The sequence below is a fragment of the Paenibacillus sp. P5_B5 genome (assembly GCF_056400365.1).
In genome coordinates, this window is sequence record NZ_JBFULK010000012.1 from 45,765 (window position 1) to 58,339 (window position 12,575).

Annotated in this window: 10 protein-coding genes; 8 read left to right on the forward strand and 2 right to left on the reverse strand. The window is 40.3% G+C overall.

Annotated features, from left to right (window positions below):
- The first annotated feature begins 15 nt into the window (after positions 1 to 15).
- The 7 genes from AC1DOK_RS16165 (at position 16) to AC1DOK_RS16195 (ending at position 10,228) form a co-directional block, all read left to right on the forward strand.
- The gene (locus AC1DOK_RS16165) at positions 16 to 1,131 is read left to right on the forward strand and encodes a transglutaminase domain-containing protein (RefSeq protein WP_477555335.1); all 1,116 of its coding nucleotides are present in this window, start codon (positions 16 to 18) and stop codon (positions 1,129 to 1,131) included.
- A 25-nt stretch (positions 1,132 to 1,156) separates the two neighbouring features.
- Positions 1,157 to 3,472: a peptidoglycan D,D-transpeptidase FtsI family protein gene (locus tag AC1DOK_RS16170; protein WP_477555336.1), complete on the forward strand. Its 2,316-nt coding sequence runs from the start codon at positions 1,157 to 1,159 to the stop codon at positions 3,470 to 3,472.
- A gap of 74 nt (positions 3,473 to 3,546) precedes the next feature.
- Positions 3,547 to 5,421, forward strand: a complete 1,875-nt coding sequence (asnB, locus tag AC1DOK_RS16175; protein ID WP_477555337.1) for an asparagine synthase (glutamine-hydrolyzing) — start codon at positions 3,547 to 3,549, stop codon at positions 5,419 to 5,421.
- A 50-nt stretch (positions 5,422 to 5,471) separates the two neighbouring features.
- Complete coding sequence (locus tag AC1DOK_RS16180) at positions 5,472 to 6,215, forward strand: Cof-type HAD-IIB family hydrolase (RefSeq protein ID WP_477555338.1); 744 nt, start codon at positions 5,472 to 5,474, stop codon at positions 6,213 to 6,215.
- A 2-nt stretch (positions 6,216 to 6,217) separates the two neighbouring features.
- Positions 6,218 to 6,700 (forward strand): DUF456 domain-containing protein, encoded by a 483-nt coding sequence (locus AC1DOK_RS16185; protein ID WP_477555447.1) that lies wholly within the window; start codon positions 6,218 to 6,220, stop codon positions 6,698 to 6,700.
- A gap of 28 nt (positions 6,701 to 6,728) precedes the next feature.
- The gene (locus AC1DOK_RS16190; protein ID WP_477555339.1) at positions 6,729 to 8,402 is read left to right on the forward strand and encodes a putative polysaccharide biosynthesis protein; all 1,674 of its coding nucleotides are present in this window, start codon (positions 6,729 to 6,731) and stop codon (positions 8,400 to 8,402) included.
- A gap of 296 nt (positions 8,403 to 8,698) precedes the next feature.
- Positions 8,699 to 10,228 carry a copper amine oxidase N-terminal domain-containing protein gene (locus AC1DOK_RS16195; protein ID WP_477555340.1) on the forward strand — a complete coding sequence of 510 codons (1,530 nt, stop codon included), beginning with the start codon at positions 8,699 to 8,701 and terminating at the stop codon, positions 10,226 to 10,228.
- 95 nt (positions 10,229 to 10,323) lie between these two features.
- On the opposite strand, the gene AC1DOK_RS16200 is transcribed toward AC1DOK_RS16195, so the two are convergent.
- Together AC1DOK_RS16200 and AC1DOK_RS16205 are read right to left on the reverse strand one after the other, a co-directional pair.
- Positions 10,324 to 10,539, reverse strand: coding sequence for a type II toxin-antitoxin system antitoxin (locus AC1DOK_RS16200; RefSeq protein ID WP_477555341.1), 216 nt, complete (start codon positions 10,537 to 10,539; stop codon positions 10,324 to 10,326).
- A 6-nt stretch (positions 10,540 to 10,545) separates the two neighbouring features.
- On the reverse strand, positions 10,546 to 11,403 hold the full coding sequence (locus AC1DOK_RS16205) for an SPFH domain-containing protein (protein ID WP_477555342.1): 858 nt from the start codon (positions 11,401 to 11,403) through the stop codon (positions 10,546 to 10,548).
- A gap of 233 nt (positions 11,404 to 11,636) precedes the next feature.
- Between AC1DOK_RS16205 and AC1DOK_RS16210 the strand changes: the two genes are divergently transcribed.
- A complete protein-coding gene (locus AC1DOK_RS16210) occupies positions 11,637 to 12,560 on the forward strand; it encodes a COX15/CtaA family protein (protein WP_477555343.1) in 924 nt (307 codons plus the stop codon).
- Positions 12,561 to 12,575: the final 15 nt, after the last annotated feature.

Genomic DNA, 12,575 nt, shown 5'->3' on the forward strand with positions numbered 1-12,575 from the left:
ACGGGAATTGAGTCGATGAGCTGGATTACGCTGCTAATTGCAGCGTTTGTAGTTATTTCAGTAGTTCAAGGCATGAGGCGCGGATCCTTTGGTTCTGCTAAACAACTTATCCATATGCTTGTTCAGGGATTAATAACAATCGCGGCCCTGGTTATTGCTTGGTTAGTTGGCCAAAGGCTTTCCTTATGGCTGCATGGTTGGTTAGTTGAACGTAACATAGAGATCCCTATAGGCGAAATAAGCATGTGGAAGCAGGTCTATTACACTGTTGTCACAGGACTACGGGACTTTCCTTTGTTCCGCTTTGGTTTGATATTTATCGTCGTGTACACATTCATTAGACCGCTACTCCACTTTGTTACTGGGCCGATATTCTTTCTTTTTCAAGATAGACAGAAGGAATATCGATCTAGAGAATCCTCGTTAATTAGCCTAGTGCTCGGTGGCTTAATTGGTTTTTTAATTGGATCAGCCAGAGCATTAATTCTCATTATGGTTTTGTTCATTGTAGTTACCTTATTTCCCCACTCCAAGATAGCCAATCATATAGAAGCGTCATCCTTATACCAACAAGGGGCTAAACAAGTAATTGAACCCTTAGCTGGCAATTTAATTGCGGATCGTTTACCACTTCTTACACAAGCTATGGAGCAAGAATTCCAAGGTATTCTGCAACGTAAATATGATGTTCTGGATGCTAATGTTTCTGATTCTATCGTTCAAGCTGCCAAAGATGTGACAGCCAAGGGTAAGACGGATGAAGAAAAAGCGCGTTTATTGTACAATTGGGTTGGAACTCGTGTTCAGTATGATTGGGACAAAGTAAAGCAATATGAGGAAAAGCGTATTTGGAATGAACAAACGCCTGATGATACGTTCACTTCACGTAAGGGTGTCTGTATTGATTATTCACGTTTATATGCTGTAATGGCTAGAACTGCTGGGCTAGAAACTAAAGTAGTGACAGGTCTAGGCTATGATGGCAAGGGAGGATACGGTGCACACGCGTGGAATGAAGTGTGGATTGTAGAGAAGAATGCATGGATACCACTGGATACGACTTGGGCTTCTTCTGGTGGCAATTGGTTCAATCCCCCGAACTTTGATGATACGCATGTTCGCGATTCATAGGTAAGTAAGAAAGGAATTTATTCAGATGAAACATCAACAATTACACACAGATGGCGATCCACAGAAGCGAGAGCTGACGAAGAAACGCCATTTTTCTTTTCGGATTAATTTATTTTTCTTCATAACATTTGTTCTATTTTCTACCTTGCTTGTTCGACTAGCTATCTTACAGTTCGTTGAAGGTAAGGAGCTTGTTGCTGCGAAGAATAAGCTATTATATCGAAATACACAAATTGCCCCTATACGAGGCAATATTTATGATAAGGATTCATCACCGCTAGCCTATACCGTATCAGTTCAGTCTCTTTTCTTCCGTGTAGAGGTAGGGCAAAGTAAAATGAAGGATGAAGTTATTGCGCTTGCGTACAAGCTTGAACAGATATTTAAGGAAAAAGGTAATCCTGGTTCTAAAATGCCGACAGCTGAAGAAATTATAACGTTAATGGATGTTGGCTATGATCTCAATAAGCAAGAGACTAAAGCGCCAGGTTCTATCTGGATACCTCGTCGTATTAAAGCGGATCTATCTAAACAAGAGATCGCTTATATTATGGAACACCGTGATGAATTTAAGTGGCTTGAGGTATCAGAAGAAAGTATTCGAACCTATACAACAGAAGAAGACGGTACAGCAATTGCAGCACAGTTAATTGGCTACATGCGTCCTTTCAGTGTAGGTAAAGAAGGTAAGTCTGGACTTGATAAATACAAGGATCCTGCACTAGCAGAGGAATACGTACCAGAAGAATTCGTTGGTTATGACGGGCTTGAATTGATGTATCAAGATGAGCTGCGGGGAAAATCAGGGACAAAGAAATATCCGGTAAATGCGGGAGATCGAATTATTGGTAAGCCTGAAATTACAACACCTGAGAAGGGTCATAATTTATATTTAACGATTCAAAAGGAAGTCCAAGCGGCTACAGAAAAAGCGATCATGGATCACTTAACATTTATGCGTTCACCAAAAGCGCCTAAGTACTACAGTAATCCGAACGCTTATACAGGTTACGCTGTGGCAATGGAAGTTAAGACAGGTAAAGTAGTTTCGATGGCTTCTATGCCAGATTATGATACGAACATTTGGATACCTAGTATATCAGGTAGTGATTATAACGATATTTTACCGATTATTAACAACGGGACCATTCGAACAGCTTTTCCTAAATTGCCGCCTGAGCAGCGTACCAAACGGATGAGCTCTATGGTATATATGGGCTCTGTAATTAAACCTTTGACTATACTTATGGGATTAAATGAAGGCTTGATTACACCTACAACCAAATATAACGATACAGGATCCTATTCGTTTGGTATGGCTGGTAAACAATCAACAATTCGTAACTCTGGTGGTAAAGTGAATGGATTAATTGGGCCTGCTGATGCTATTCGTGTATCCTCCAATACCTACATGTCTGCGCTAATTGGTCAGAAGCTGTATGATCGTGACAAAATGAAAGGTATTGATGTGCTAGATGATTATTATAGTAAATTTGGCTTAGGAGTAGTTACTGGCAGTGAATTACCTTATGAAAGTGCTGGGATCAGTGAGTATCAAACATTAGCTAAAACGGAAAGCTCCTTATCAGCGTTAGTTCGTGCTTCTTGGGGCCAGAATCAGAAATATACAACGTTGCAGTTAGCACAATATGTTGCTACTCTTGCTTCCAAGGGTAAACGGATGAAGCCTCAATTCGTTGAGAAAATTACAACTTATGAAGGCGAAACGGTACAAACATTTGAGCCTGTAGTACTTGATAATACTGTGTTCCCTGATGAATACTGGGATGTTCTCGTTAAAGGTATGAGAGATGTTAATAAGCATGGATTTGATGGTGTTAATTATACAGTAGCAACTAAAACAGGAACGTCTACGCAGACACTTAATGGTAAAGATGTGGATAATGCCGTGTTTATTGCATATGCCCCAATTGAGGATCCAACTCTCGCAATTGCGGTTGTTGTACCAGAAGGTGGTTTCGGTTCTTACGGTGCGGCTCCAATCGCTCGTAAAATGTTCGATGCCTATGATCAATATATCGGGTTAGATGGCGTGCCTAAAGGTGCACCAATTACGAATGAAATTGAGGCAACTAACACTTCAACTGTGCCTGATAATACTCAAGCAACTGGAACAGGTAATGGTTCGGCAACAAATACATCACAATCAACAACTACAACGAAGAAGCCTGATTCGACTCGTAATGGATCTAGTCAGTCAACTGGTTCGACGACTTCCACTGAGGATAGTACTTCTAACCAAACGCCTTCAACTGCAATAGGTGATGTGCCGGTCATACGTAATGAGGAAGAAGTAGACTCTGAAGGTACTACCCCATAGTGTGTCAAGGTGTGATATACTATTATATCGGCATCAAGATGACCGGATAAGTAATGACGGAGGTGTTTAGCATCATGTGTGGAATCACTGGTGTATTATATTTTGAAGATCGAGAACCAGCTTTACCTATGTTGAAAAAAATGACGGATGTCATTCATCATCGAGGTCCTGATGATGTGGGATTTTGGACTGATAACCGAATCGGTCTTGCATTCCGTCGTCTATCAATCATTGATATTGCAGAAGGACATCAACCTCTTGCTAATGAAGACGATTCCGTTTGGATTGTTTTTAATGGGGAGATTTATAACTATAAAGAATTAAGAACGATGCTTCTTGAACGTGGGCATAAATTCAAGACGAATAGCGATACGGAAGTTATCGTCCATCTCTATGAAGAATTTGGCGAAGAATGCGTTAAGTATATGCGCGGTATGTTCGGTTTTGTGATCTGGGATCGGAATAAGAATGAACTGTTTGGAGCAAGAGATCATTTTGGGATTAAGCCATTCTATTATCATCATTCAGGTCGTCAGTTCTTGTTCGGATCAGAAATTAAGAGCTTGCTTGCTGCTGAAGGAATGAATCGGATCCTTAATTCAGACAGCTTGCTTAATTACTTAACCTTCCAATACGTTCCTGAACCAAATACGATGTTTGAAGGTATTCAGAAGCTGCCACCTGCGCATTATGTCAAGGTGAGCTTTGATGGTCAAATGTCGATACATCGTTATTGGGATCCAATGTTTGAACCAGAGGATCGCCCATTTGATGAATATGTTGAACAGATTCGTTATACCTTACGTGATTCGGTTCAGCATCACTTGGTCAGTGATGTTGAACGTGGTTGTTTCCTATCGAGCGGTATTGACTCGACCGCAATTGCAACGTTAATTAAAGAAATTGAGCCACTTCGTACATTTTCAGTAGGCTTTGCAGGGTCTAATAATGAAACCATCATTGCAAAGCAAACTGCTGAGGCACTTGGCACGCAGCATTATGAGAAGTTGATTACGGAGAATGATTTCTTCTCAACATTACCGAAGGCGGTATGGCATCAAGATGAACCAGTAGCAGATCCCTCGGCAATTGCTTTGTATCATGTAGCAGGGCTTGCACGTGAGCATGTTACAGTGGCTCTCTCAGGTGAAGGAGCGGACGAGCTGTTCGGTGGTTACCGTATTTACCGGGAACCAGGCGCTCTTCGTCCATTACAGGCGTTGCCGCTTGCACTACAACGCGTTATACACCGAGTGGCTCAAGGACTGCCAGGTGGTTGGCCAGGACGTGGTTATTTACTTCGCGGTACAACACCACTAGAGGAACGTTTCCTTGGTAATGCGAAGATCTACACAGAGGATATGAAATCAGAAATACTGCGACTTGATCGTGAAGTATTGCGTCAATATAAGAATCCGATCGAAATTGCTGGTGAGTATTACAAGAAAACAGTTGGACAAGACCCAGTGACACGGATGCAATATATCGATATGAACTTGTGGATGCCTGGAGACATTCTGATGAAAGCGGACAAAATGACGATGGCTCATTCGCTTGAGCTACGGGTGCCGTTCCTTGATAAAGAATTGTTCGAGGTTGCACGCCGCATACCTGCTAAATATCGAATTGCTGGAGGAACGACTAAGTATGTATTCCGTAAAGCGATGCAGGGCATTATTCCAGATTTCATTCTAGATAGACCTAAGTTAGGCTTCCCTGTCCCTCTTCGCGATTGGATGAAGGGTAAAAGTGGTTTAGCTGTTCTTGAGCAAATTAAAGCAAGTGGGATCGATGAATACATTAATATTTCTGCTGTAGAATCCATGCTAGCGAAGCATCGTGCTGGTCAAGGTGATTATGCTCGTCGCATATGGACAATTTATATTTTTGCATTGTGGCATGTAGCCTATATGAAGGATCATGTGGAGTTAGAAACTTTGACACAATAACTAATGCTTGCATAAGCATGTGAATTGATTGGTTTAGGGAGGAATAGCTCATGACGACTAAATATAAATTGCTTGCACTTGATATGGATGGAACTGTCTTGAATGAAGAGCAAAAGATATCCGAAGAGAATCGCGAAGCGATCGCAGCGGCAATTGACGCTGGAGTTACTGTTATGTTCTCAACAGGACGTGGTGTGCAAAGTGTTTTGCCATATGTAGAGCAGCTTAAGCTTCAAGCTCCACTCGTTTCTGTGAATGGTAGTGAAGTATGGAGTGCCCCACATCAATTGCATCAACGAATCATCTTGCCAACAGATATCATTGGTAGATTGCATGAGATGGCAGTGAAGAGTGGTTCATGGTACTGGGCTTATGCAGTTGAAGGCTTGTTTAATCGAGATCAGTGGGCAGAGAATATCGAACAGAACACATGGCTCAAGTTCGGATTTTATGAGGAGAACAGTGAATTACTTGCTCAAATACGCAAAGAAGTCACCTCTTGGGATCTGTTTGAAATTACGAACTCGAATATCAATAACATTGAGCTTAATCCGAAGGGCATCTCCAAAGCTAGCGGGATGATCGAGGTTTGTAAGCTGCAAGGCATAGAAATGAGTGAAGTTATCGCAATGGGTGATTCTATGAATGACCTGACCATGATTCGTGCTGCTGGACTTGGAGTAGCAATGGGGAACGCACAGGATGAGTTAAAAGCGAATGCAGATCTCGTCACTGTGACGAACAATGAACATGGTGTAGCTAAAATAATCCATGAATACATTTTGAATAAATAATGTTGGATATTGTAGCTTGGATACTGGTAATTCTCTTGTTTATCATCGGGATGATCGGAACTGTATATCCAATTCTTCCAAGTGTGTTTGCTATTTACGCCGCATTCTTCGTCTATGGTTGGCTAATTAGCTTCGATCCCTTCGGCTGGTGGTTCTGGATTATTCAAACTTTAATTGTTCTAATACTCACCGTCTCAGATTATGTTGTGTCAGCGATGGGTGTCAAAAAATTTGGAGGCTCTAAAGCATCCATCTGGGGTTCAACGATTGGTCTTATCGTAGGTCCATTTGTTATACCGGCTTTTGGATTAATTCTAGGTCCTTTTATCGGTGCGATTATTGGGGAACTCATGATTGGTACTAAATTCGAGCAAGCAGTTAAGGCTGGCATTGGATCTGTTTTTGGTTTCTTTGCAAGTGCAGCAGTCAAAATTATATTGCAATTGGTTATGATTATTGTATTTATCGTATGGTTGCTCATTTAAGTCTATGAGGTAGGAAGAAGGAACAACATTGAGTAAAGATTCGCTTATTAAAGGAACGATTATTCTAACAGTTGCCGCGCTGATTGCGCGGTTTCTTGGCGTTTTTCAACGTATACCGCTTGTCTATCTACTTGGTGATGAGGGAATGGGTTCGTATGCGATCGCATTTAACTTATACTCGGTGTTTCTGGTTGTAGCAACGGCGGGTATTCCAAGTGCTCTGAGCAAAATGATTTCTGAACGGACAGCGATTGGTCGTCATGAAGAGGCAGGTCGTATCTACCGTACTGCGATTATGTTTGCGATCATTGCAGGTATCGTAATGGCCGTAATTCTTTTTGTCTTAGCACCCTGGTTTGCTGCAGATTTGTCAGGCGATCCTAAAGCAGTACTAGCGACGAAAGTCATTGCACCTACGTTGCTATTGTTTCCACTAATAGCTGTTATGAGAGGTTATTTTCAAGGCCGACAACATATGATGCCTAATGGGGTTTCACAGGTTGTTGAGCAAGTGTTTCGTTTAGTTACAGCGGTAGGACTTGCTTATGCATTGCTTAGTATCTCGGACGAATGGGCGATTGCTGGTGCATCGTTCGGGGGCGTAATAGGTGGTGTTGCTGCGCTCTGTGTGATGATTTATTATACCTTGAAGCTGCGTAAAGAAGATGCCAAAGAAGATCTTTCTACTCGTAGCCAGTCTAAAGGGAGTGACAATGCGAATCTCACAAGCACGGTTCCTGTCTTAAAAGGTAATAAACAGATTCTATTCAGTATGTTGAAGCTATCGATTCCGATTGTTATATTTTCGATAACGGTGACACTTGTTTACAGTATTGATAGTACATCTCTTATAACGCTCTTGAGCGATCGTTTTACTTATAATGAAGCAGTTGAATTACTTGGTATACTAGGTGGTCGTGCACAATCACTTGCAGGGCTTCCAATCATTCTAGCAATTGCACTTAGTCAATCGATTGTACCTTTAATCTCTTCAACCTATTCGCAAGGTAAAATAGATCTGGTTAAACATCACACCTCTAGGGTGCTACAGTTAGCGATCTTAACTGGTTTGCCTATGGTGCTTCTTGTCGCAATCGGCGCAAGGCCGTTAAATGGATTTATATTTGGCTATGAACAAAGTGCTTATGGTTATGCTAACGGACACTATATTATCAGCCTACTTACTGTAAGCGCGATGTTCCAGATCGTTATGCAAACCTCTGGTGCAGTACTTATGGGATTAGGTCGAATGAGACCGCTAGTCGCCAGTGTAGTGGTCGGGATTGCAACGAAGCTTGTACTCAATCTTACGCTTGCACCGTGGCTTGGTATTTATGGGATTGTAATTGCGACAGGACTTTGTTTTGTTGTGATGTCTATTATTAATCTAATTGTACTTCGTAAAGCTATTCCTTTCGTTACATTCGGACGGAAGTGGATTGGACTTATAGCATCTACTATTATTATTGTCGCTATTGGAGTAGGCCTCGAGTGGCTGACACATACGTATCTGCATCTCTTCTCCATTGATCGCATCAATGAGATGATTAATGCGATCATCGTATGTAGTGTTGTTCTGATCCTATATCCACTTATGCTCATGTTAACAAAGGTTGTAACCAAAGATGATGTAGAGAACTTCCCAGCCCCATTACGTAAATTGATAAGCAAATTCGTCAAAGTAAAGAAACTTAGTAAATAGATACTATCCTGTAAAGGGTACGAGTCAAATACACACAATTGACACAAATGAAAAAGCTACTCCAAACACTTCAATAGGAAGCAAATGAACGAGCTAATCCTGTCATTTTGATTGATAGGGTCAGCTTTTTTTGTTATATGGTGATGTCCTTTGTGATGCTTATCCATTACATGGAATGATGATGTAGAAATTAAACTTAATATTTTGTTTAATTAATATGAGTCTTTTTTGCTGTTTATCCCGTATAATATACTTGTATGTTTAATTCTACTAGAAGCTAAAGGAGTGTTGGGGAAATGTTATTTAAAAAAGGGCTGAGGAGTGTAATTAGTATATTCCTTGCTGCAATGCTGGTTGTTCTAGCAGGCTGTCAATCCATCGCTGGTATTGATATGTCCAAGGCGCTCGTTAAGAACATGACGGCGAAAAGCGCTGAAGGAAGTATGTCCTTGTCGATGGAGATGCTGATGGACGCTGGTTATAAACCATCTACTGAAGATACTGCTATGATTGCGTTGCTGAATTCTATGAAACTTACAATTGATAGTATCAAGACACAAGATAGTACACATCTATCAATGGCTGGTAAACTAGCGATTAAAGCAAAAGAAATTCCATTCAAATTAGCAATGAATGACAAAACAGTAACTGTACATATCGATGGGGCTAAGAAGCCGATTGTTCTGAATCTTGATCCAACTGGTGGTATGCTACCAGCTGATATTATGGACCAAATGAAAGGTCTAGATAAGCAAGTAGAAGCGTTACTTCCATCTTTTGTTCAATATTTCGTTGGACACTCACCTGATGTCAAAGTAGCTACTTCCAAAGTGTCTGAAAAAATTAATGGGCAGTCTGTACAATTGACGAAGCTTCACATTGAACTAAATGGTACAGATTTAATCAAGCTTATTAAAGGATTGCTAGAAAATATCGTTAAAGATGAAGCGGGTTTGAAGCAACTAATTAGTTCGCTGTATGATGTCGTCATCCCAATCGTGAAGGAAAGCATGAAGGCTGATCCTAGCTCGGCTGCATTTGCTTCGATACTCGATGACAAGGAAACGGCGATAACCATGGTTATGCCATTTATCGTAGAAACTCTCAAAGAACTATCTGCTGAAATCAATCTGAATGATCCAGAGCTTAAAGAACTAAATGCTCTGACATTGAAGCTTGATCTGTATCTGGATAACGAGTCATACATCCGGAAGACAAATGCAGATATTGAGCTAGTTCTGCCACCAGCTGCAGTTGTTGATGGATTTAAAGGTTTTAAATTGAAGGTAACAAGTGATCAATGGAATGTTAATAAGCCAGTTAAAGCTGATGTAATTGATACGACTGGTGGAGCAATCGTAATTGATCCTTCACAGGATGATATCTCGGTTGGTAAATTGTTAGCCAATTTTGATAAAAATTCTACAGTTTTCAAACTGATTAAAGATGATTTACAGCTACTGAATAAAGATGTACAATTCTATACTGTTTTGGAAGAAGAAACTGAAGATTTTTTTGGTGATGCATACATTAACAAGGATCAATATACAATGGTACCTACTCGTGCATTATTAGAACAATTGGATGCAGATGTAAAATGGGATGGTGCTAAACAAGAGATTACCATTCTTGATTATTTAACTGAAACAACAATAGTGATGCATTTTGGTTCAAATAAAGCAAGTGTAAATGGAGTAGAGAAAGAAATGCAGTCAGCGGTTGTAACCAAAGATGCTTATTCCTATGTTCCACTTCGTTTTGTTGCAACTGAGTTTGGCTTCGATATTAAGTATGAAGACGGTATTGTAACCGTTACTCGCAAATAAACCTAATGATATTGATTTAATTAAAACAAGGGACTGTCTCAATAGTCGATCAGTGATGATCAACTTGAGGCAGTCCCTTTCTGTGAAGGATTCATTTAGGATGATTCATTCGTCTCATCAGTAGTGCTGTGTGAGGAGTTTATCTGTGATGAAGGTTTACTCCCAGGTAATCTTCCTGCACGCTTTAATGCTTCGCGAAGCACAAACTCAATATGGCTATTGACACTGCGGAATTCGTCTGAGGCCCAGTGCTCTAAAGCTTCGTAGAGCTTGGGGTCGAGCCTTAATGGGAATTGCTTCTTGGTAGACATAGGGTATTAGTATAGCGTTCCCGTATTAATTACAGGTGTCGCAGAGCGGTCAGATACGATGGCAACCATTAAATTATTTATCATAGCTGCTTTGCGCTCGTCATCAAGTGGAATTCCGCTAGCTTCAATGTCAGCGACGACCAATTTGACCATACCGACAGCACCTTCAACAATTTTCTGGCGGGCTGAAATGATGGCATCAGCTTGTTGTCTCTGTAGCATCGCTGCAGCAATTTCTGCAGAATAGGCAAGGTGTGTCAGCCTTGCTTCTACTACTTCAAGACCAGCTAGTGTTAAACGTTGTTGTAATTCGTTAACGAGCTCAGTAGCAACCTCTTCTGAATTACCGCGCAGAGAGTAGCCATTCTCATAGCTGTCATAAGGATATTTAGTTGCAACGTGACGTAAAGCTGTTTCACTTTGAATTTCAACGAAGACTTCGTATTTATCTACATCGAATAAGGCTTTTGCTGAGTCTACAACTTTAAATACAATAACAGCTGCGATTTCAATTGGGTTCCCATTAATATCATTCACTTTAAGCTTCGCGGAGTTGAAGTTACGCATCCGCAATGAAACCTTCTTCCCAACTGTGAATGGAACGGTCATCCAAAAGCCTGCTTCGCGTAGAGTGCCAATATAGCTTCCGAAGAATGTAAGGGCAATTGCTTGATTAGGTTGTACAACCTTAATGGATGTAAGGATAATAAACGCGATTACCGCACCTAAGATACCAGGAATAACAAATAAAGGCTCATTAAACCTGTCAATAAAATAGAAGCTGCCACCAGCTATTCCAAGGAATACTAAAAATAATAGAATTGCTACGACTCCATTGATTCTCCATGCTTTGGTTTCTTTCATGATCTCATTCCTCTTTTCGTTTAATATCTAAATTATATTATTATGATATCACTTTTAGATAAAAATGTAAATTATAATAAGAAAATTATTTTTCTCGATAATGAATGAATCTAGTGAAATTGGCTAGTTTGTCACAAATTCAATTGGAATTGATAGGCTAAAATCGTTATAATTAATTTTAGATTCTTTTGAATGATACGATTCTTACGAAGAAGAAGGGCAGAATATACAATATGCAGAAACGAATTAAATACTTGGCTTTTGCTTCCGCTTTTTTCATGATGCTAGTAGTGCTTGGTGGAGCACTTGTAACAAAGACAGATTCAGGCAAAGCTTGTGGTGATACATGGCCGCTCTGTAATGGTGAATTCATCGCTGAGTTTACAATCCCACAACTAATAGAATCCAGTCATCGATTGACTACTGGGATATTTGGGATTCTCTTGTTAATAACGGTTATTTTAGTATTCATGTATGTGAAACGTAAGGATGCTAAATGGTTTGCAGTCATTGCCAGTGTATTCACGATTATTCAGGCATATCTTGGTGCATTAGCAGCACTTAAACAACAATCTTCAATCGTAATGGCCCTCCATTTTGGGATTTCACTTGTGGCTTTTGCTGCTACTTTTATGCTCGCGCTTGTTTTTACAAAGTGGGGGGATTATATAGGTAAAGCAGCTAATGAGCTTCGTTTAATGTCTCGCTCATTTAGAACGTTAATTTGGATTTCTATCGTATATTGTTATATTGTAGTGTATATGGGCGCATACGTTAGACACACCAAATCATCAGCAGGCTGTCTAGATTGGCCATTATGTAACGGGGAGATCATTCCTGACCTTGAAGGGGCTACAGGGATTATCTTTACGCACAGAGTAGCTGCGTTACTGATGTTTATTCTTCTACTTGTTATGTTCGTGATTGCCCGTAAACATTATCGTGGTATCGACAAAGTATATAAAGGCATGCTACTTGCATTAACACTTGTTGTTCTGCAAATATTTAGCGGAGCTTCTGTGACGTTCACGCTTCTTAGCGAAACCTGGTATTCACATTTGATTGCTACGTTAATTCATGGCCTACTGATAACGGGATTATTCACCGTTCTAGTGTATTTATGTGTACTGACAATATTTGCACGTAAAGGTAAGTAGAAGGAGGCCAGGCAT